Origin of the sequence: Kyrpidia spormannii (assembly GCF_002804065.1) — a bacterium.
GTDB classification, from domain to species: domain Bacteria; phylum Bacillota; class Bacilli; order Kyrpidiales; family Kyrpidiaceae; genus Kyrpidia; species Kyrpidia spormannii.
This window is the reverse complement of the sequence record NZ_CP024955.1, coordinates 3098225-3119305: the sequence shown is the minus strand read 5'-3', so window position 1 is coordinate 3119305 and position 21081 is coordinate 3098225. Positions and strand designations below refer to the sequence as shown.

19 protein-coding genes and 1 pseudogene are annotated in these 21081 nt (G+C 54.6%); 12 read left to right on the top strand and 8 right to left on the bottom strand.

What is annotated here, in order from left to right; all coding sequences use genetic code 11:
- The first annotated feature begins 12 nt into the window (after window positions 1-12).
- From CVV65_RS15315 to CVV65_RS15305, 3 genes are all read left to right on the top strand, one after another.
- Window positions 13-723, top strand: a complete 711-nt coding sequence (locus CVV65_RS15315; RefSeq protein WP_100668872.1) for a phosphonate C-P lyase system protein PhnL — start codon at window positions 13-15, stop codon at window positions 721-723.
- Window positions 724-794: 71 nt separating this feature from the next.
- Window positions 795-1052, top strand: a complete 258-nt coding sequence (locus CVV65_RS15310; RefSeq protein ID WP_133121331.1) for a hypothetical protein — start codon at window positions 795-797, stop codon at window positions 1050-1052.
- A gap of 17 nt (window positions 1053-1069) precedes the next feature.
- Entirely contained in the window at window positions 1070-1927 is an 858-nt protein-coding gene (locus CVV65_RS15305; RefSeq protein WP_100668870.1) for a PHP domain-containing protein, read from the top strand.
- Between the two features lie 223 nt (window positions 1928-2150).
- Here the strand turns inward: CVV65_RS15305 and CVV65_RS15295 are convergent, their stop codons facing one another.
- Window positions 2151-2729, bottom strand: a complete 579-nt coding sequence (locus tag CVV65_RS15295; RefSeq protein ID WP_100668869.1) for a hypothetical protein — start codon at window positions 2727-2729, stop codon at window positions 2151-2153.
- A 211-nt stretch (window positions 2730-2940) separates the two neighbouring features.
- On the opposite strand from CVV65_RS15295, the gene CVV65_RS15290 reads away from it, so the two are divergent.
- From CVV65_RS15290 to CVV65_RS15250, 9 genes are all read left to right on the top strand, one after another.
- Window positions 2941-4416: a CoA-acylating methylmalonate-semialdehyde dehydrogenase gene (locus tag CVV65_RS15290; RefSeq protein ID WP_407928363.1), complete on the top strand. Its 1476-nt coding sequence runs from the start codon at window positions 2941-2943 to the stop codon at window positions 4414-4416.
- Entirely contained in the window at window positions 4416-5540 is a 1125-nt protein-coding gene (ald, locus tag CVV65_RS15285; protein WP_100668868.1) for an alanine dehydrogenase, read from the top strand. Before CVV65_RS15290 ends, ald begins: the two co-directional genes overlap by 1 nt.
- A 167-nt stretch (window positions 5541-5707) precedes the next feature.
- Window positions 5708-7114 (top strand): aspartate aminotransferase family protein, encoded by a 1407-nt coding sequence (locus CVV65_RS15280; RefSeq protein ID WP_100668867.1) that lies wholly within the window; start codon window positions 5708-5710, stop codon window positions 7112-7114.
- A 156-nt stretch (window positions 7115-7270) separates the two neighbouring features.
- Window positions 7271-8191 carry an NAD-dependent epimerase/dehydratase family protein gene (locus CVV65_RS15275; RefSeq protein WP_100668866.1) on the top strand — a complete coding sequence of 307 codons (921 nt, stop codon included), beginning with the start codon at window positions 7271-7273 and terminating at the stop codon, window positions 8189-8191.
- Window positions 8192-8255: 64 nt separating this feature from the next.
- Window positions 8256-8996: an SDR family NAD(P)-dependent oxidoreductase gene (locus tag CVV65_RS15270; RefSeq protein WP_232796651.1), complete on the top strand. Its 741-nt coding sequence runs from the start codon at window positions 8256-8258 to the stop codon at window positions 8994-8996.
- Window positions 8997-9091: 95 nt separating this feature from the next.
- On the top strand, window positions 9092-10534 hold the full coding sequence (locus CVV65_RS15265; protein ID WP_100668865.1) for an APC family permease: 1443 nt from the start codon (window positions 9092-9094) through the stop codon (window positions 10532-10534).
- Between the two features lie 4 nt (window positions 10535-10538).
- Window positions 10539-11378 carry a polysaccharide deacetylase family protein gene (locus tag CVV65_RS15260; RefSeq protein WP_198592062.1) on the top strand — a complete coding sequence of 280 codons (840 nt, stop codon included), beginning with the start codon at window positions 10539-10541 and terminating at the stop codon, window positions 11376-11378.
- A gap of 31 nt (window positions 11379-11409) precedes the next feature.
- Window positions 11410-12357, top strand: coding sequence for an agmatinase (gene speB / locus CVV65_RS15255; RefSeq protein ID WP_100668863.1), 948 nt, complete (start codon window positions 11410-11412; stop codon window positions 12355-12357).
- A 570-nt stretch (window positions 12358-12927) separates the two neighbouring features.
- Window positions 12928-13695, top strand: coding sequence for an RNA-guided endonuclease InsQ/TnpB family protein (locus tag CVV65_RS15250; protein WP_198592061.1), 768 nt, complete (start codon window positions 12928-12930; stop codon window positions 13693-13695).
- A gap of 148 nt (window positions 13696-13843) precedes the next feature.
- Here the strand turns inward: CVV65_RS15250 and CVV65_RS15240 are convergent.
- The 7 genes and pseudogenes from CVV65_RS15240 to CVV65_RS15210 form a co-directional block, all read right to left on the bottom strand.
- A pseudogene (locus CVV65_RS15240) lies at window positions 13844-15065 on the bottom strand (IS1634 family transposase); the annotation flags it as partial.
- Between the two features lie 99 nt (window positions 15066-15164).
- The gene (locus CVV65_RS15235) at window positions 15165-16388 is read right to left on the bottom strand and encodes a Zn-dependent hydrolase (RefSeq protein WP_100668861.1); all 1224 of its coding nucleotides are present in this window, start codon (window positions 16386-16388) and stop codon (window positions 15165-15167) included.
- Between the two features lie 83 nt (window positions 16389-16471).
- A complete protein-coding gene (locus CVV65_RS15230) occupies window positions 16472-17173 on the bottom strand; it encodes an ABC transporter ATP-binding protein (protein ID WP_100668860.1) in 702 nt (233 codons plus the stop codon).
- Window positions 17166-17939 (bottom strand): ABC transporter ATP-binding protein, encoded by a 774-nt coding sequence (locus CVV65_RS15225; protein WP_100668859.1) that lies wholly within the window; start codon window positions 17937-17939, stop codon window positions 17166-17168. The genes CVV65_RS15230 and CVV65_RS15225 overlap by 8 nt, the downstream gene beginning before the upstream one ends.
- A complete protein-coding gene (locus CVV65_RS15220; RefSeq protein WP_100668858.1) occupies window positions 17917-18870 on the bottom strand; it encodes a branched-chain amino acid ABC transporter permease in 954 nt (317 codons plus the stop codon). Before CVV65_RS15220 ends, CVV65_RS15225 begins: the two co-directional genes overlap by 23 nt.
- Complete coding sequence (locus CVV65_RS15215) at window positions 18870-19745, bottom strand: branched-chain amino acid ABC transporter permease (protein WP_100668857.1); 876 nt, start codon at window positions 19743-19745, stop codon at window positions 18870-18872. Before CVV65_RS15215 ends, CVV65_RS15220 begins: the two co-directional genes overlap by 1 nt.
- A 27-nt stretch (window positions 19746-19772) precedes the next feature.
- On the bottom strand, window positions 19773-20930 hold the full coding sequence (locus tag CVV65_RS15210; protein WP_157935554.1) for an ABC transporter substrate-binding protein: 1158 nt from the start codon (window positions 20928-20930) through the stop codon (window positions 19773-19775).
- Between the last annotated feature and the right edge of the window lie 151 nt (window positions 20931-21081).

Sequence of the window (21081 nt, the reverse complement as noted above, 5' to 3'; positions counted from 1 at the left end):
GGAGATGGAAAAATGGCTGTGATTCTCGACGTGAAGGGGCTCCACAAGATCTTTCGGATCCATCATACCGGGAAGACCATCGTCGGCGTGGGTGGAGTGCATTTTTCCCTTGAGGAAGGGGAATTCCTCGGCATCACCGGGAAGAGCGGATCGGGAAAATCCAGTTTGCTCAAGTGCATTTTTCGCACCTATCTACCCACCCGGGGGACCATGGTGTATTGCTCGGAACGTTATGGCGCCATTGATCTGGCCCAGGCGACCGAGCAACAGGTGATCGCCCTGCGCCGCCGGGAGATCGGCTATGCCTCGCAATTCTTGAATGTGCTGCCCAGGTTGACGGCCATGGAGGTGGTCGTGGGGAAGGCCCTGGAGGCCGGCGTCTCCCGGGATGCGGCGGAACGGGAGGCCCGGGAGATCCTGCGGCGTTTTCAATTGCCCGAGAAACTGTGGGATACGTATCCCCACACCTTCAGCGGCGGGGAGAAGCTCCGGCTGAATCTGGCCAAGGAAATGGTGAAACGTCCTCGGCTGTTTCTCCTGGATGAACCGACTGCGTCCCTGGACGAATCTTCGAAGCGGATTGTTCGCGATTTGCTCGGGGAGTTCAAACGGGCGGGCACCAGCATGATCGGGATTTTTCACGATCTCGATTTTATGGAACAAGTGGTGGATCGGGAGATCCGGATGAACGACGGGGTGATCGCCGGCGACATCCCCGCCTGACACAGGTTGTTTGACTCTCATCGGATTCGGCGGTGGGGGTTGGCCGTCGGCCATAATCGAGTCGGACGGGGGTGAGCAGGACGAATTTGTGGATGGAAGGCGGTGCCGTGGTGTTGGTGGACCGGGTCGTCGAGGCCGGACACAACCAGACCCGACGACCCAAAACGTGCACGTGTCGAACGGGCGGATCGTCGGTCTGTGCGCACCCGGGTTCCATCGAAGTCGGAAAACGGGCCGACCTCATTCTCGTGGAGCCTGCCGGGAATCATCCGGTGGTGCGGCGGACCATCGTCGGGGGATCCGTGGTCTACCGGGCCGATTATGCATAGAGGAGGGAGATCAGTCCATGGGCATCGTGGATTTGCACTGCCATACCCGGATGTCCGACAGTTCTCGGTCCATCGAAGAGGTGATCGCCCGGGCCAGGGAAGTCGGTGTCGACCATCTGGCGATCACCGATCATGACACCACTGCGGGCCTGCACCGGGCGATCGAAATCGGAAGAGCGCAGGGCGTCAACATCGTGCCGGGAATCGAGATTTCTGCGTATGATTTCGCCAGGGGCAGGCGGGCGCATCTTTTGGGCCTGTACGTCGAGCCGGGACACCCGGCCCTGGAAGCCTTTTGTCGCCCCATGCGGGAGCGCCGACATCGGGCCTCTTTTGAGATGGTCGGCAAACTGCAGCGGGCGGGGTATGAAATCACGTGGGAAGAGGTGCAGCGGTATGCCCGAGGGGGGACCGGCGTGTACAAGCAGCACATCATGCACGCCCTGATCGACCGCGGTTATGCGGAGTCGATCTACGGTCCGCTTTATAAGCGGTTGTTTTCCCGGGGAGAGAACGGTCAGGCGGGGATTGCATATACGCCGGTTGTGTATCTCGACGCCCGGGAGGCCATTGCGGCGATTCGGGCGGCGGGCGGGGTTCCCGTTCTGGCCCACCCGGGGCAGTTTGACAATTTTGCCGCGGTGGAGGAATGGGTTGAGGCCGGCCTGGCGGGGATCGAAGTTTATCATCCCTTGCACGGACCGGAGGAAGAGCGGCGGGCGAAGGAGCTCGCCCGGAGATTCGACCTCGTCATCACGGGAGGCTCGGATGATCACGGGTTTTACGGGGATCCGAGCCATACCCTCGGATGCAGGGATGCCGGGAAGGCGTGTATCGACGCTTTGCAAAAACGCCTTCGGGCGATTCGCGGCTGATGAATGTTGTATAGCCGGTAGCGGCCCTCGGCAACGCCTACTGGCAGGCCCAAGGTTTGATGGGTTTAACCGAACGTTACCGAAGGCTTTGTCAAAATTGGTGAATCGCCGGATGCGGACCTGCATGTTCGGCAGTGTGAGAGGACGGGGGCTAGCCGCCCCCTCCTACTCGATTCTCAGAGCTGGGCCGCTTGGGTCGGCTCCCGATCTCTCCCTGGAAGCGTTAGCGGTCTTCCTTCCGGTTGTCCACCCGCCCTTCCGGGGACATCGTCTGTGTACCGCGGCCCAGCGGTTGTTCCGGGGGCAGTGGGTGGTTTGCGCCGCCTGCCAGGCCGGGTTGGCCATCGGCGAGGGGAACACCTTTTTCTTGGCGACCGGGATGTCTTCCTCCGGAATTCGCCCGCCACTCCCGTCTGAATGTGCGAAGATCACCGTAGGTTTGTTCCAGTTCCCGGAGAATTTCCCGCTGGGTGGCCTCGATGCGGTCGAGGCGGCGATCCGCTTCCGCCCCCGCCCGCCGGATCACCCGATCCATTTCTTTTTCTAAATCTCCAAAACGGCCGAGGGTCTGTTCCCCGAGTCTGCGGGAGGTTTCCACGGTCTGTTCCACCGATCGCTGCCGCCCGTTATAACGCTCCTGTTCCTGTTGCAAAGTGTGCAGTTGCATCTGGATGTGATCCAGTCGTTCCTCTAAATGATCAAATCGATGATGAATGTCCCTTTTTGCGTCCTGGATGGTCCGCTGCAACTCCCAGATCAAAGTCGCCATCCGTTGCAAACTAACGGGTTCTTCCCCTTCCAACGCCGGGTTTCCTCCTTCCGTTCTAGAAATAAGGAAACGCTTCTTCCATTCTCATGTCAATGGTCAAATACCGTCTCGTAGCGCGGGGCCAGCGCTTGGAAGTCACCGAAGTGTCCAATGAAGAGGCTCAATTCTCATACACTTTGTCTGACGAAAAGATCGCGCCATTCTGATACGCTGATTCCAGAGGATCGGCAAAGAGGTGAGAGGCGTGGGAACGACGGTTCAGGAGATGCGGCTCAAAAATTTTATTGGCGGGATGTGGCAGGCATCTCAAACTGATCAAGTCTTGCCGGTGCCCAATCCGGCCACCGGGGAGCTTTTGGCAGAGGTGCCCCTGTCCACAGCTGCGGATGTGGACAGGGCGGTTCGGGCCGCCCGGGAGGCGTTTGAATCCTGGCGGGAAGTACCTGTGGTGGAGCGGGCCCGGGTGATGTTCCGGTGGCGGGAGCTTTTGGTCCAGCGGCTGGAGGAGCTGGCCCGCCTGGTGACCACCGAAAACGGCAAGACCCTGGGCGACGCCCGGGGCGAGGTGTGGCGCGGCATTGAAGTGGTGGAATTCGCGGCCGGGATGCCCACCCTCATGCAAGGGTACGTAAGTCCCCAGGTGTCCCGGGGGATCGACATGGAGATGGTCCGCTACCCCGTGGGTGTCGTGGCGGGCATCGTGCCCTTTAATTTTCCCATGATGGTGCCCATGTGGATGATGCCCATCGCCCTGGCGGCGGGGAATGCCTTCGTGTTGAAACCTTCGGAGCGGACCCCCTTGACTTCCATGCGATTGGTGGAGTTGGCCATGGAAGCCGGGATTCCCGAAGGGGTGCTCAATCTGGTTCACGGGGGCAAAGAGGTGGTGGACGCCCTCCTGACGCACCCCGGGGTGGATGCCGTTTCTTTTGTTGGCTCCCAGCCTGTAGCCGAGCACGTGTACCGGACGGCTGCGGCCGCGGGGAAACGGGTACAGGCTTTGGCCGGGGCGAAAAATCACCACATCGTGATGCCGGACGCGAATCTCGAAGGGGCGGTGCACGCCATCCGGAACTCTGGTTTCGGGTCGGCGGGTCAGCGCTGTATGGCCTGTAGTGTGGTGGTGGCGGTGGGATCGGTGGGTGATCCCTTGGTGGAGGCCTTGGTGGAAGCCGGGGACAGGATGCGGATCGGCAACGGCCTGGAGGAGGGGGTGGAGCTGGGGCCCTTGATTCGCGTCGAACACCGGGCCCGGGTGGTGGAGCGAATTCATCAGGGGCTGGCGGAAGGGGCGGTCATGGCCCGGGACGGCCGGGACGCCATGGAGCGGCTGCCCCAGGGGTTCTTCCTTGGGCCGACGATTCTGGACCGGGTGAATCCGGAGATGACGGTGGCTCGGGAAGAATTGTTCGCCCCGGTGCTGAGCGTCATTCGCGCGGACAGCTTGGAAGAGGCGATCGGGGTGGTGAATCGGTCCCGGTTCGGGAACTCGGCGGTGATCTACACCGAGAGCGGCGCGGCGGCCCGGATGTTCCGGGAGACGGTGCAAGCGGGGATGCTCGGCGTCAACGTCGGGGTGCCCGTGCCGATGGCCTTCTTCCCTTTCAGCGGCTGGAAAAATTCGTTTTATGGCGATCTGCACGCCACGGGGCGGGATGGGGTGGAATTTTACACAAGGAAGAAAATGGTGACTTCCCGCTGGTTCGGAGGCGGTCGGTGATGCGGGTAGGGGTGCCGAAGGAGATCAAGGAACGGGAGTTTCGGGTGGGGCTGACGCCGGCGGGGGTACGGGATCTGGTGGACGCCGGGCACGAGGTGGTGGTGGAATCCGGGGCCGGGGTCGGCAGCGGCATTGACGATGCGGAATACGTGCGGGCCGGTGGCCGCCTGGGCACGGCGGAAGAAGCGTGGGCCGCCGATCTGGTGGTCAAGGTCAAAGAGCCGCGGCCCGAAGAATACCGGTATTTTCGAGAAAATCTGATTCTGTTTACCTATCTGCACCTGGCCGCCGACCGGGAGCTGACCGAAGCGCTGCGGGATGCGGGCATGACGGCGGTGGCCTACGAAACGATCCAGGTGGATGGCGGCGGATTGCCCCTGCTCGCTCCCATGAGCGAGGTGGCTGGACGGATGGCGGTCCAGGTCGGGGCGAGGTTTTTGGAGAAGCCAAACGGCGGTGCCGGGGTGCTGCTCGGCGGCGTGCCGGGAGTGTTGCCGGCCCGGGTGGTGGTTGTGGGAGGGGGAACTGTAGGCACCCAGGCGGCGAAGATGGCGGCGGGGCTGGGGGCGGATGTGACGATTTTTGACATTGACGGCGGTCGGCTTCGGGCTCTGGATGATCTGTTCGGGGGCCGGGTGAAGACGGTGATGTCCAGCGCCTATGCCCTGGCCGAGGCGGTCAGGACGGCGGATCTGGTGATCGGGGCGGTTCTTATCCCCGGAGCCCGGGCGCCAAAATTGGTCACCCGGGAGATGGTGGCCCAGATGCGCCCGGGGGCGGTGATCGTCGACGTGGCGGTGGACCAGGGAGGTTGTGTGGAGACGGCGGACCGGGTGACCACCCATGATGATCCGGTGTATTCGGTGCACGGGGTGGTGCACTATGCGGTGGCCAACATGCCCGGGGCGGTGCCCCGGACGTCGACCTTTGCCCTGACGGGGGCGACGTTGCCTTATGTGTTAAAGCTGGCCAGAGGCGGGGTGAAGGCGGCCCTAGGCGATCGGCCGCTCCTTTGCGGAGTGAACGTGGCCCGGGGACGGGTGACCTGTCGGGGCGTGGCGGAAGCTTTTGGATTTCCCTGGACGGACCCCCGAAGGGTGCTGGAAGGCGCTGTGGCGGTGTAGTGTGCCGTCCGTCCAGCGGGCGGTGACGGCGCCTACTGTGGAGAATATGTGGATAAGGGTGCGGGTTGTCCACAAGATGAGGGCAGTTGTCCACAGCCGAAATGTGGATATGTGGATGAGCTGTGCATAACACCCGGGACGGATGACGCCGGGAAGAAGGAGTGGGAATGTTGGAACAAGAAACCCTGAGGGAGACGTCGGGACGTCCGAACCTTCCCGAAGGAAGGGAGACCCGGGAGTGGATCGAGAAAGATCGGCGGTATGTGTGGCATCATATTCAGCCTTATGTGGCCAGCCGGGATCCGATGGTGGTGGTCAAAGGAGACGGGGCATGGGTGGAGGATCTGGAGGGGAATCGGTATCTCGATGCCATGTCCGGGCTGTGGTGCGTCAACCTCGGGTATTCCCAGAAGGCGTTGGCCGAAGCGGCCTATCAGCAGCTTCTAGAGATGCCGTATTTTCCATTGACCCAGAGTCACTTGCCGGCCATTCGGTTGAGTGAAAAATTAAACGAGTGGTTGGGCGGGGATTATCGGGTATTTTACTCGAACAGCGGGTCTGAAGCCAATGAGGTGGCTTTTAAAATCGCCAGGCAGTATCACGCCCAGCGGGGGGAGCCCACCCGGTGGAAAATCCTCTCCCGATACCGGGCGTACCATGGGAATTCGGCGGGGGCCCTGGCGGCCACGGGCCAGGCGCAGCGCAAATATCGTTATGAGCCTTTGGCTCCGGGGTTCGTGCACGTTCCGCCGCCGTATTGTTACCGGTGTCCCTTTGGGCAGACCCACGGGTCCTGCGGAATTGAGTGCGCGTCCGCCATCGAGCAGGTGATCAACTGGGAGGAGCCGAAAACAGTGGCCGCGGTGATCATGGAACCGACCATCACCGGGGGTGGGGTCATCGCGCCGCCGCCCGAGTATCTCGGCCGGGTGCGGGAGATTTGTGACAAGTACGGGGTTTTGCTCATTATCGACGAGGTGATCTGTGGATTCGGCCGGTCCGGGCGGCGGTTCGGCCACCAGAACTACGGGGTGCAGCCGGACATCGTCACCATGGCGAAAGGCATCACCAGCGCATATCTGCCCCTTTCGGCCACGGCGGTGCGGGAGGAGCTCTTCGAGGCGTTTAAGGAGGATGAGCCCTATGCCCATTTCCGCCATGTGAACACCTTCGGCGGCAACGCCACCGCCTGCGCCTTGGCTGTACGAACGTTGGAACTGATGGATGAGCAGGGATATGTCAAACGGGCGGAGGAGTTGGGCGAGAGGCTGCGGGAGGCGCTCGAACCCTTGGCGGCGCACCCGAACGTCGGCGACCTGCGGTTCTTCGGTTTCATGGCGGGCATTGAGCTGGTGGCCGATAAAGCGACCAAAGAGCCGGCGCCCTCGGACTTTGTCGGCAAGGTTATCGCCGGCTGCAAGCGCCGGGGCGTGATCATCGGCAAGAACAGCGACACGGTTCCCCAGTTTAACAACGTTCTCACCATCGCGCCGCCCTTCGTGGTGACCGACGAGGAGGTGAGGTTGATCGCCACGGTGCTGGGTGAGGCGCTGGAGGAGGCGAGGGAGGGGTGAAGCCCCCACGATCTTATCGAGGAATATGTGTGTCATATAAAGTAACATAAAGACGTTATGTGTAGAATGATTGATTTTGTTTGTGATATAAAGTATCATAAATACGGGCAATTAAGTGCCAAGCCTCGTAATTGACTCACCGAAAGGGGCGGTCAGATGGCGATTTTAGTTACAGGCGGGTTTGGCTTTATCGGACAGACAGTTGTTCGGATGTTGCGAGACTACGGTAAAAAAGTGATCAGTGTCGACAGAAGGTTTATTGATCAGGATATATCTACGCCTTTGTTTCGATATTACCAAGCAGATATCAACGACGTAGGCCGTCTGATAGAGATTTGTCGGGAGGAGAACGTTGTTTCGGTCATTCATACGGCTGCTATCAGCCACCCCGTTGTATCGCGCGAAGTTCCGTATCAAACAGTCGTCACGAATGCCTTAGGAACCGCATCTGTTTTTGAAGCAGCACGGATTTGTGGCATCAAACGTGTGGTAAACTTCAGTTCCGAGTGTGTCTATGGTCATAACAGAGAGGTTGGAAAGGTATCCGAGATGGCTCCATTAGAGCCGACTACGCCCTATGGTGTCACCAAGATGTTTACAGAACATCTTGGGCGCGTGTATTCACAGTTGTATGGTATGGAGATCCCGTCGCTTCGACCGGGATGGGTCTACGGACCAGGGCAATTTATGCAATGCTATTTGAAGACATTGTTGCGCAATGCCATAGATGGGGTTCCAACACATGAACCAAGCGGCCGTGATTACCGGTTCCACTATGTCCATGTGGAAGATGTTGCCGAGGCAGCCATTCTTGCAGCCACTATTGATAGTGTGGGATCTGAAGCGTTCAATATTACTGCCGGCTTCCAAGTCAGCTTTGGGGAAGTGGTACAGGAAGTCAAGCGACTGTTTCCAGAAGCTGATATCGACATTGGACCGGGTACAATCGATTATCTGGATCAGAACGGCGAATTCGATATCACCAAGGCAAAGTCCATACTAGGCTATAGCCCAAAGTATGATTTGCGAACCGGTATTGAGACCTATGCAGCGTGGCTAAAGGAGCATGCTTTTTGATTCGTTCAGGCTCAACAACAACGTTATATCTCTTGCATAGTCGGTATAGAAAGGGGTGGTTATTGTGGCGACGTTCCAGAACAAATGGGTCATGATTACCGGTGCCGGGAGTGGGATCGGAAAGTCTGTGGCACTGACGTTTGCAGAAAAGGGTGCCAATGTGATTCTCAATGATCTACCGTCTCAGGCATCAGTTTATCAAGTGAAAGAACGGGTTGAGCGACATGGCGTCCAATGCCTAGTGAAACTCGGAGACGTGTCCAGTTCAGGAGAAGTTAACAAGCTGTTTGTGGGTATTGAACGCCTTGACATTCTAGTGAACAATGCTGGGTTCCTCAAAGAAAGTGTGTTTACTGAACTGTCGGACGATGAGTGGGATAAAATGGTTAAAGTTCATCTGTATGGCGCGTTTTATTGTGCCCGAGCAGCTGTAAAGTTGATGATGAAACAGAGAGCGGGACGCATTGTCAACATAGCATCAGACTTGGGGCAATTGGGATGTGAGCGACTGGCTCATTATTCAGCTGCAAAAGGCGGTGTGATAGCCTTGACAAAAAGTTTGGCTCGTGAACTAGCTCCTTACGGTATCCTTGTCAACGCTGTGGCGCCTGGAGGGACCCTGACACCACTGGTTGAGCGCCTTGGACCGGAATATGTCGCTGAAGAGTCCGCTAGATACCCGCTTAAGCGTTTGGGACGACCAGAAGAAATTGCGAACGTCGTTGCGTTCCTTGCATCTGATGATTCAAGTTTTATGACTGGGCAGGTTGTTGGCGTCAATGGCGGAGGCGTGATGTACGGTTAACTATGTCGTGCAGATCAAGCCGATCAGTCTTTAACATAAGCATCCTACTTACTTGAAATCTGCAGATTGCTTCAGGGAAGAGAGGTGTGTGATAGATGAGGTTCTCGGATTTTATCGGATATGATAAACACGGCGAAATCAAGGAGCTACCCACCACATTGCAGAAAGATAAACTCGGGACAACGGGAGTGTCTTTGGCTGCACTTGGATTTAATGCTCCAGCATGGGTTGCGGCCTCTTCCATGTCATTACTGTATGCAATCAATGGCACCGGCTCCCCACTCGCAATTCTAGTTGCATATATTTTCCCAATGCTGGTGCTAGCATTATCCCTGGTCTATCTAACTCGAAAAGCTCCAAGTGCTGGAGGGATATTTGCGTTCGCGACGAAATTTCTTCACCCAAAAATCGGGACTGTTCTCGGTTGGGCGTATGTCGTTATGTGTGCCACGGTAACACCTATGACGGCTGTCATTGGTGCTGAATATATACAGGCGTTGGTTCCTGCTTTGCAAGGCGTTCTTCAAGCTAAAATCATAGGGACGATTCTCGTCATCGTGTTTCTAGGAGTGTGTCTGCGGGGCATAGAAATGACGGCGCGCGCCGCTGGTACGTTCTTGGTGTTTGAAGTTGCCGTTGTGGTAGGCCTGGGGATCCTCGGTATTAGTCGACCACACGTCAATGTATCATTTCACGATTTATATTCAGTAACCGGGGCCGGCGGCTGGGCGGCATTAGCGAGTGGAGTCTTGTTTGGCCTATGGATGTTAGCGAATTTCGATTCCGCAATTAACCTAATTGAGGAGGCCAAGGTTCCTGTTCGTACCGTTCAACGCTCGTTAATCATCGTTCTGACAAGTGCTTTTGTAATCTATAGTGTTGCCGCGATTGGTTGGCAGATGGCTGTCCCTGTTGAGCGATTGGCCAAAATTGTGGAAAACGGAAACGGAGGCCCGATCGCAGCCGTTGCCCAGACCTATCTACCTAACTGGTTGAGTTGGATTGCTGTATTTGTGGTGATTACTTCTTCGTGTGCCGGTTTACAAATCTCGCTGACATCTGGGTCTCGAGCTGCCTATCGGATGAGTCGAGATAGGCATTTGCCTCCGGTTCTACACCGAACCAATAAGCATAAAGCTCCTTGGGTGGCGATGATGCTCGTCTCTGCCTATGCCATCGTTTTAGTGTGGCTTAAACCTTTGGCCGAACTCCAGTGGTACTATGACGTGGTTACAATTACTCTGGTGCTATCATATCTAACAGCATTAACGGCTTTTATCGTAGTTCAGTTTAGAGAAAGAAGACTCGGAACTGCTTTCACCTCTAGTATTCTTCCGGCGCTGTCTATCATTGTACTAGCGGACATTGGATATACCGCCGGGGCGAACCCATCGTCGCCTTCCGACCTCTATAATGCATGGTACATGGGGGCTCTGGTGATTGTTACAGGGTTGATGTGGGTCTGGTACGGTTCTCGGAAACGAAAAATAGACAAAGTTCCCGTCGAAGCGCCAGAATTAGAATTTCAGGAGGACTAGAATAGTGGGTGTTGATTGGATTCAAGGTTATCAGGCGACAGTTTCGTTCTGTTTCGATGTGGATGCGGAAGCCAGTTGGATTGGAAACCCGGAGAACCAGAGACGGCTGTCGTTGTTATCTGCCTCGGCGTTTGGTCGGCGTATAGGCGTACCAAGAATTCTACGCGTCCTGGATAACTACAACATCAAAGCTACATTCTTCATACCTGGATATACAGCTGAAATAGATCCAAATCTAGTCAAGACCATAGCTGAGTCCGGGCATGCGATCGGCTGTCATGGCTACTATCACGAGAGAACCGATGAACTTAGCTATGAACAAGAGGACGATATCCTAGCACGATCTAAAATGCAAATCAAATCCATAACTGGTATAACACCCCTCGGCTTTCGGGCACCGCTATGGGAGATCACGCCTCAAACGTTAAGCCTACTAGATAAACATAACTTCGGTTACGATTCCAGCTTAATGGGCCTGGATTATCCCTACGAAGTTAGAGTGCCTGATTCGAATAGGAATATTCTGGAGATACCTGTGACGTGGCTATTGGATGACTGGGAACAATTCGCTTATAGCGCGAAGCCAGCTGATGGCTACGTAATCGAAGAACCTGAGAAAGTGCTTCGTTTATGGCTGGCGGAGTTTGACGCCTTGTACACAGAAGGGGGAGCGTTCACTCTGACCATGCACCCTGAGATAATCGGTCGGGCCTCGCGCATTTCGATCTTAGATCGGTTAATTCAGCATATCAAGCAATATGACGGAGTGTTGATTTGCACATTAGATGATTTATACACCAATTGGAAGGCCGGTAACCTTTCGATCCCGACTTTTAACTACTGAACCTACTGAATACATCTTGGAGGGAATGCTCATGTCTCAGGATTGGAAGAGTGATGTCACCAAATTTCCGAGGTTTGAAGGTGTCCGGACCTTCATGCGTCTACCTTACGATCCAGAACCTAAAGGGGTAGATGTGGTAATTCTCGGGGCTCCGTTTGATACAACGGCTACTTTCCGAACTGGAGCGCGTTTCGGACCTGAAGCGGTTCGGCGGATATCTTCTCTTCTAAGACCCGCGCATGCCTACCATGCAGTTCGTCCGACAGATGTCCTTAAGATAGTGGATGGTGGGGATATCCCGGTTATTCCTGGAAACACTTTGAGAAGTTATGGATACATCACTGATGTAATACATTCTTGGGTCAACGAGGGGGCTATACCAATTACATTGGGTGGTGACCACGGTATTGCGTTAGCTGAACTGCGTGCTTTAGCTCAAGTGCACGGCCCCTTGGCTTTAATCCAATTCGATGCTCACCTAGATACCTGGGATGAGTATTGGGAAGAGAAATATACCCATGGTACCCCATTCCGCAGGGCTCTAGAAGAAGGGCTTCTAGACCCATTACGGTCTACCCAAATTGGCATAAGAGGAACTGTATACGATCCAACAGACATCGAAGAGGGGCGTTCGTTGGGTTTTGAGGTTCTTACCGCTGAGAAGGTTCGCGAAATCGGCCTTGAGCAAACAATACGCACGGCTATCGAGCGGGCCGGATCGGCCAAAACCTTTGTCTCGTTTGATGTCGATTTTCTAGACCCAGCATATGCGCCAGGAACTGGAACTCCGGAAATTGGCGGATTTACAACTTTTGAAGCTCAACAATTGCTTCGAAAACTTTACCCGCTCGATTTTGTTGGGTTTGATATTGTAGAGGTACTTCCTGCATTTGACCCTACAGAGACGACGGCACTTGCTGGCGCAACGGTTGCATTCGAGTTTCTATCCCTGGTAGCTTCCGGCAGGAAAGGGGCCTAATCGTCCTAAACGCTGCGCTGAATAATCATGAAGTGTTTGGAGGGAATGCATGGTGGCCTTGGATCTGATGGTGATAGTACTGTACTTTCTGGTCATGATACTTATAGGTATTAGGAGTGTGAGGATTTACCGGCATGAACGGGTGCTCCAGGAATGTGTCTGTTGCCCGAGCCGGCGGCTTCTTTCGGACATACTTCGGTGGATCGTTCCCCCCGTAAGGCACGACGCACAGTGTTGCGCGAAATTCCCGGTTGCCGGGCAGTCGCCTTAATCCTGACACCACGGGCTTGGAGTGCTCGAATCGCAGTCCAATCCTCGATAGAGATGAACCCTTTCTCCCCAGCTCCCACTCAAATTAGTAGGAGCGTACCAGTCTATCTGGTGGGGGTCAATTTTCACTGACGATCTGGGGTCCATTTTCAGTGTATATCAACAACTTGATCGAGGTCTTGACATCGTTCTGCGCGCGGCCCTGCGGCCGATCGGGAGCACGGAATTGGGCTTTGCGGGCTGCTGACCGCCGCAAAAAAGGATGGGAAGGAATCATGAAGGCGCTTCAGGCGTACCGCTTTGCGCTCGACCCTTCGCTGCATGATGACCACGGCGCTCTTGGAGCGGGTGCAAAGTGACCGGGCGCGGATTCTGTCGGCGACCGTCTCCCGGGAAGTCGGGCGGTGGTTTGTGAGTTTCACCTGCGAAGTGGAGCGGGACGCTGGGCAGCCGAAGCGCCCCCGGGACGTGGTGGGAGTGGACGCCGGGCTGAAACACCTGGCGGTCCTGTCCACGGGGGAGAAGGTGCCGAACCCGCGACCCTTGCGCAAGGCATTGCGAAAGATCGCGCGGTTGAACCGGGAGTTGGCCCGGCGAAAACGCAGAAGCCGACACTGGGAGGATACCCGTCGGCGTCTGAACCGGGCCCACGCGAGGGTGGCGAGAATTCGCTTGGACGCCATGCACAAGCTGACTCACCGGCTGGCGACCACGTTCGGCACCGTCGTGGTGGAAGACCTGAATGTGGCGGGGATGGGGCGGAACCGGCGATTGTCCCGGGCGATCTACGACGCGGGGCTGGCGGAGTTGAGACGGCAGTTGCAGTATAAATGCGAGTGGTACGGGTCCCGTCTCGTCCAGGCCCCCAGGATGTATCCCAGTTCCAAGACCTGCTCCAGGTGCGGGGCGATCAAGGAAATCCTTCCGCTTTGGGAACGGGTGTACCGGTGTGACGTATGCGGGACGGTGATGGACCGGGACGAGAATGCGGCGGGAATCTGGCGGCTCTTGCGGCCGCCGTCGCCGGGAGTGGACCGGAGACGAAAAACGCCCGTCGAGAGGATGTAACCGATTTTTCGCATATCGAAGAATGTCGAAACATGATGTTGATTATCTACCTATTTCGACAAGGTTCGACGTTATATCCACAAACCAAGGACCTCTCGGAGGATTCAGTTGTCGCTTGATGTCGAAAACCCGCCCGCCGAGAGGTCGATTACCCGCTTTCCGCCGGTGGCAAGGAAGCTTCCATCAAGAGGTTATCCGTCCGGATCCGAATCCACCGAAGAATCTGGATCCCCTTCTCGGTGAGTCCTTGAAGTTAATGGGTGACCGTCCCATCCGGCAGACCGCTCGATCACATGGGGTTAACCCGTCAAACTCTTTCAGTAATGTACGGGTGGTCGGAGAGCGAACTTCGCACCCGCGATCGCCAGTGCCGTTTGTTGATCCTCCCGCATCCCTTGGCGCACCCGGTGTTGAATGATCGCGTACACCAGCAGCCCCAACAGGAAGACGTAAGCTAAGGCCAACACGCGTTTGAGGGTCTTGACGAAGATCCCGTGCACAAAATAGGGCTGCTTCAAGGCCCGAAACAGGTTCTCGACCTCGATCTGGCCTTTGTAATCCCGCAGCAGATCGGCATCGTCGGCCCGACGCGTCCGTGGGACGTTACTGATCAGGACAAAGGTCCTCTCCCGCCGCCGTCGCTGTTTAATGGCCTCCGTGTCGGGTTCCACCGTGAAGTTCACCCGCCACCGAACCACCTCGACGCTCCCTGAGTCAGGATCGTGTTTTCGCGGGCGTCCCACCCGCCGTTTCACGGTCCTTTCCTGCACCACCTGGCCGGTGACATGATGAAATCCCCAGCGATTATGACGCCGCCACCAATCTTCCAAAGCCACCTTGGCGTCGGCTTCGCAGTGGTAGCTCAGCCGCTCCTGCTGGGCCACCGCCTTCTCAATCGCCTGAGCCTCCTCCGCCACAAGTTTCTCCAGTCGCCTGGCTTTGCGCTGATCGAGCGCCGAGGACTCCACCACCACAAACCGATAGGTCCTCCCGTACAACTCGTCTTCGAACCCCTGAATCCGGTAGCTCGCCGCCTCTTTCCCCGAGTGAGCCACCGAACCGACCTTGATCCACCGGCTCTCATCGGCAAACGCCTGGTCCTTGAGCGCCTCACACAGACGATACGTTTCCGGCATGCGGCTAATAAATCACCGCTTCTCGTAGGTGTTCAGGTTCTCCTGGGTAACAAAGGCCGAATCGGCTACGACAATCAGGGTATTCCAGACTTCCGGCGACAACAGTTCCGTGATGCGCTCTGTCCATGGCCCGTACCACGTCTTGTCACTCTGATTCCCGCTCATGACATCCGCGAATAAGGGAAGCCCTCTGTAGCTCCCGAGCCCAAAGAGAAACTGCTTGAGATCCGGACGCTAGTCTTTGCTGTGGGTCGTCCATCAGCGGTTCGGAACACAAACAGGCCCCGAAGGCGACGGTCTCGACCTTTCGGGGCTTATTTTCTTTCAGTGGAATCATTGTTGAGCCAAACGATATACAACGTGGAGCAAGACATTCGTACCTTTTTCAATATCTTCCCACGATGCCAGCTCATCTTCACAGTGACTCTTGCCTTCAACACACGGGATGAAAATCATAGCCGACGGGCATATCTCGTTCATGTATTTTGCATCATGTCCGATTCCGCCTCGGATTTTTCGGACGGGATAGCCTAGGAAGCTCGAGACTTCACATATTAATTCAACAAGACTCTTAGAAAAAACGGTGGGCTCCATATTCCACAGATCGACCACCGATACATCGACGCCCTTTTCTCTCCCGATGCTCATCAACAAATCTTTAACGGCTTGGACACCACGTTTTCGTATCAGGGAATCATAGTGGCGGATATCTACAGAAAACGTCACTTCGTCGGGAATCACATTGGGAGCCGATGAACGGGGCACAAATTTTCCAACCGTCAATAACAAGTCCTTGTCGGCCTGTGTGGCGACTTCCGCAATTGCTGATACCATGACGGAAGCGGCGATTAAAGCATCGCGTCGCATCGCCATCGGGGTTGACCCTGCGTGTCCGCGAACCCCGCGAACTGTAACCTCCAACCACGAAACACCGACGATTCCTTCTACTGCGCCGATGGGAACACGTTCCGTATCGAGGATCGGCCCCTGTTCGATGTGCAGTTCTACAAAATGTTGTACATTCTTTGCCCGATGAGGACTCTCTCCCCGGTAGCCGATACGGATCAATTCATCTTCAAACCGAACTCCATCAGCATCAACCCGGTCATAAATAAAAGATGAGCTAAACATTTGAGTGATACCGCCACTCCCCAACATGGGAGGACTGAAACGGGCACCTTCTTCTCCTGTAAAATTAACCATTTCCACTGGTCTCTTTGTCTGAATTCCAAGATCTTTAAATGTCCGCAAGACTTCCAGACTGGCCAAAACTCCCACGACGCCGTCAAAGCGTCCGCCTGCCGGCACCGAGTCCAAGTGAGAACCGATCAGAATAGCTCCGGCTTCAGGATCTGTTCCGGGCCGCCTTCCGTACAGATTCCCAAAATCGTCGATGCGGATTTCCAGTCCCGTTTCGATCATCCAGCGTTTGAGGAGATCCCGCGCGTCCTTATCCTCATCGGACAAGGCCAGTCTTGTTACCCCGCCGTTCGGCGTAGCCCCGATTTGAGCCATGTCTGTAATCGTTTTTTTCAACCGTTCACCATTAATTCTCATAACCCGGTTAGTCCCTCCGTCTTGTCTTGTACGCATAGGATTCGTGCGTTCCCATGGGAGTACAACTGGTAAAGTTTAACCCGTTATCCGAGGTAAGCTTTGGCAATCAGTTCATCCGTCAAGAGCTCGTGGGATGTACCCTGGTGAACAATTGAGCCGGTTTCTAGGACATATCCACGGTCGGCAATCATGAGAGCCATTCTGGCATTTTGCTCGACCATCAGGATCGTAACTCCCAACTTCCGAATCTCCGTGATGACATCGAAGACGCTGTCCACAACGGCCGGTGCGAGTCCCAAGGATGGTTCGTCCAATAACAAAAGCTTCGGCTTAGCCAACAAAGCCCGGGCTATAGCCAGCATTTGCTGTTCGCCGCCACTGAGCGTCCCGGCGTACTGCGATCTGCGGTCGCGAAGGACGGGAAATAAACTAAATATCCGTTCTAGATCATGAACAATCGCCTTTTTATCCCGTCTGATGTATGATCCGAGCCGCAAATTTTCCATCACGGTCAAGCGCCCAAAAATCCTGCGCCCTTCGGGGACATGGGCAATCCCTAACCGGACGATCCGGTCCGGGGAAAGTTCAAGGATATTTCGTCCCTCAAATTCGATGGATCCCGCGGACACCTTCTCCAGTCCCGAGATGGCTCTCAACAATGTTGACTTTCCTGCTCCGTTGGCCCCGATCAACGTAACAATTTCGCCGGGCCGAACCTCTATTGTTAGACCTCGGAGTGCACATGTCTTATGGTAGTAGACGTCAATCTCGTTAATTTTAAGCATGCTCCTTCTGCCTCCCGAGGTAGGCTTGAATCACCAATGGATCGGAGCGAATGGTATCAAAAGTTCCCGATCGCAACAGTTGACCGTAGTGGAGTACAGCGATTTCCTCACAGACCTCTTTCACAAGTTTCATATCATGTTCGATGAGAATGATCGTCTTGCCCTCGCGATTCAACCGCTTGATGACCTCAATCAGTTCTTTCGTCTCAATGGCGTTGAGCCCGGCAGCGGGTTCATCGAGAAAAATGAGGTCGGCGCCAGTTGCGACAGCTCGCACAATCTCAATCCGCCGCTGGATTCCTTGAGGTAATTCTTCCACAAGGGTGTCCGCTGTGGAGGCTAGTCCAAAGGAATCCAAGAGTTGCAAAGCTCGCTCCTTTACCTGCCTTTCCGCCTGCTTGAACGTACGTGTTATGAAAAAAGTTTGAACCAGACTGTATTGACATTGCCGATGGAAGGCAACGAGGATGTTTTCAAACACTGTACGGTCCATCAATAGACGAATATTTTGGAACGTCCTCGAGATCCCGAGTGCCGTAATTTTATGTGGTTTTTCGCCCGTGATATCCCGGCCTTTGAAAAAAATTCTCCCTTCACTCGGCTTATACAGACCTGTGATGATATTGAACAACGTGCTCTTTCCTGCACCGTTCGGACCGATCAATCCCAATATTTGGCCTGGATACACATTTAGGCTGACCTTGTTGACCGCCTTGACCCCTCCGAAGGACAGACTGACTCTGTCAATCCGCAAGATGGGTTCCACGTTTCAACCCCCTTCCTGCCGCTACATACCGTTGAAACAGGCCTCCCAGTCCTTTCGGCACAAACAGAACAATGAGGAGAATCAGGATCCCAAACATAAACATTTGATAAATGTCTAAAGACTGCAATGATTCATTCATCAAGGTGATGACTAGCGCGCTAACGACACATCCCCAAATACTGTTAACCCCTCCAATCAGCAGCATCACCAATACGTCAATGGACTTGTTGAGGGTGAACATTTCGGGACTCAAAAATCGGATGTAATGGGCATATAGGGCGCCTGACAGTCCGGCCACCATACAGCTCAACATGTATGCGAGAATCTTGTATGAAGCGGTGTTAATCCCCATTGCTCCCGCAGTGATTTCATCGAGGCGGATAGCGATAAAACCCCGTCCGAACTTGGAATCACGGAGCGTAACCAACAGGTAAATCGTGCCGATCACAAAAAGCAGCACCAGGTAGTAATAAGTCTGCTTGCTAGAGAGGTCGAGTCCGAACAGTCCCTCCGGCGCCTGAATGTTCGTGATGCCCATGGGCCCTCCTGTAATATCGACCCAATTGTTGATCAGCAAACGTACGATTTCTCCAAAGCCAAGCGTCGCGATGGCGAAGAAGTGGCCCTTTAACCGCAAAACCGGATATCCGATTGCCAAGCCGACCACCAAGCTGACCAGGCTTGCAACGAGGAAACCCAACCAGACCGGGACATGATGCAGGGACACCAGGGCAGACACATAAGCTCCTATGCCAAAGAAGGCGGCGTGTCCCATGGAGATCTGCCCCACAAACCCGGAGATCAGAAAAAGACTCAAAACCAACATGATATTGAACCCGGCCATGATCAGTGTGTGGATGAGATATTCATCTGGGACCGCGACCGGGAGAACCAAAGCGCCTCCCAACAACAACAGGACCAACATCCTCATCACACCTTTTCCTGAACATATGTTCCAAATATTCCATTCGGCTTAAACAACAGGACAAGGATCATCAGGATAAAGGACATGACATCTTTGTATTCGGATGAGATATAGCCCGCCGTGTAGGTTTCCATCAAACCCAATAGAAACCCGCCCGCAATGGCGCCTGCCACGTTACCTATGCCTCCCAATAACACGACCACGAACGCTTTTAGAGTGGCCGAAACTCCCATTGTCGGATAGACATTGAACATAGGCCCCAGCAAGACACCGGCGACAGCGGCGAGTCCGGCACCTAAAGCAAACGTTGCGGCAAGAATGCGGTTCAACCTGACCCCCATCAGAGCTGCAACTTCCGAATCAAGAGCTACCGCTCTCATTGCGATTCCAAGATTTGTTTTTTGGATGAGCAGGTACACCAAAACAATCAAACCGAGAGCAACCCCGACGACTAAGATCCGTTGGGCGTTCAGAGTAATACCGAACGCCCCGAACACAGTATTGGCTAAAGGAGACGGAAGAGGTCTCGGGTCGGGTCCCCACAGCAGTTGTACACCGTTTTGGAGAATGATCGAAATCCCGATGGAACTTACCAGTAGGTTGACACGACTGGATTTCTCTAAGGGACGAAAAGCGATTCGTTCCAAAAGCACCCCCAACAGCGCCACCACAATCATGGCGACAAGGATGGACAAGTAATACGGGACACCCAAGGTACCAACGCAGGCGACAGCGATAAATGCCCCGACCATATACAGGTCCCCGTGGGCAAAATTCACCATGTCCAACATGCCGAAGATCAGGGTTAATCCTAGGGCGATCAGTGTATAGCAGCTTCCCATAACTAAACCGTTTACTGTCTGTTGAAGGAACTCGTTCAAACCGCTTCCCCCTTTTCCAACCGGGAATTATTTCTTGGCGTTGTCGACGTCCGAGCCGATAACGACCCGTTTTCCTCCTGACCATTTGACAAAGAGCAGATGCTTGGAGGCTTGCCCTTTATCGTCAAAGGTTGTTGGTCCTTGAACACCAGGTAGATCTTTGATTTGTTTCATTCCCTTTTGAATGCCTTCTCGGTCAAATCCGCCTGTCTTCATGGCTGCAGCTAGAATGTAGACAGCTTCATAGCCACCGGCCGCGTACATGTCGGGGTCAACACCGTACTTCTTTTTGTAGGCTTCGACGAATGACTTCGAATCAGGGAAATACTGATAGGCGTCGGGTTCGAAGTAACTGCTGTGAATCATTCCTTCCTCTGCCCCTCCCGCCAATTCATGGAACTTGTTGTTTGTAAAGCCCCCCATTCCTAGGAACTGGGTTTTGACGCCGAGATCCCTGGCTTGTTTTACAATTTGGGCACCTTCAGTAATGAGACCGGCTATGAACGTTCCCTCTGCTCCGGAATTCTTTAATTTTGTCAGTTGGACGTAAAAGTCGGTGTCTCCCTGATTATAATATTCCTTCACAATGACACTTCCGCCCTTGGCCTTAACCTCATTTTCGAAGACCGTAGCCCCGGACCTCCCATAATCAGTGTTTTCCGCCAGAATTGCGAATTTGTGAAGGCCAAGGTTGGTCACAGCATAATCGGCGATAGCTTTCCCTTGCACTTTGTTAGGCAGAATGTTCCTGTACATGTAAGGGTTTCCTTGTTCAGTAACGGCATCGGCAGTGGATCCGGGAGTAATCTGGACAACCTTTTCACGTTTACTTACATCTTCGATAGCGAGAGTTACACTACTGTTGAAAGCCCCCAAGAGAGCGACGACTTTATCTTGGGTAATGAGTTTTTGCGCCGCACTCACCCCTTCAGCCGGTTTGCTTTTGTCATCTTGGAAAATAATGTCTAATTTGACGCCGTTGACTCCACCGTTTGCGTTAATTTCATCCCGAGCGAGTTCAATGGCATTTTTGAAACTTTGACCTTCGTAAGCGGAGCCGCCCGTTAGGGGAAAAATTGCCCCGATTTTGACCGACTTCTGAGCAGTTGCTCCCGTTCCGCATCCGGCCAAAAGACTTCCAATACACAGGGTGGCAACAATTTTAGACAACCAACGTTTTCGCACCATAAATCCTCCTTTACCAGATGTCTTACGTTCCAATTACTCAGATGCATTCGTGATGTTCTTTATCACGGGCACCCTCTTCTTGGATAAGAAATTTGGAACTGCTTTTTGAAGCAAGCAAATTCCGTGCCATATGGTGCGGGCGGTTCTT

Coding starts and splice junctions, on each gene's coding strand:
- CVV65_RS15315 (WP_100668872.1), top strand. CDS start 13: ATGGCTGTGATTCTCGACGTGAAGGGGCTCCACAAGATCTTTCGGATC.
- CVV65_RS15305 (WP_100668870.1), top strand. CDS start 1,070: ATGGGCATCGTGGATTTGCACTGCCATACCCGGATGTCCGACAGTTCT.
- ald (WP_100668868.1), top strand. CDS start 4,416: ATGCGGGTAGGGGTGCCGAAGGAGATCAAGGAACGGGAGTTTCGGGTG.
- CVV65_RS15280 (WP_100668867.1), top strand. CDS start 5,708: ATGTTGGAACAAGAAACCCTGAGGGAGACGTCGGGACGTCCGAACCTT.
- CVV65_RS15275 (WP_100668866.1), top strand. CDS start 7,271: ATGGCGATTTTAGTTACAGGCGGGTTTGGCTTTATCGGACAGACAGTT.
- CVV65_RS15265 (WP_100668865.1), top strand. CDS start 9,092: ATGAGGTTCTCGGATTTTATCGGATATGATAAACACGGCGAAATCAAG.
- speB (WP_100668863.1), top strand. CDS start 11,410: ATGTCTCAGGATTGGAAGAGTGATGTCACCAAATTTCCGAGGTTTGAA.
- CVV65_RS15235 (WP_100668861.1), bottom strand. CDS start 16,388: ATGAGAATTAATGGTGAACGGTTGAAAAAAACGATTACAGACATGGCT.
- CVV65_RS15230 (WP_100668860.1), bottom strand. CDS start 17,173: ATGCTTAAAATTAACGAGATTGACGTCTACTACCATAAGACATGTGCA.
- CVV65_RS15220 (WP_100668858.1), bottom strand. CDS start 18,870: ATGAGGATGTTGGTCCTGTTGTTGTTGGGAGGCGCTTTGGTTCTCCCG.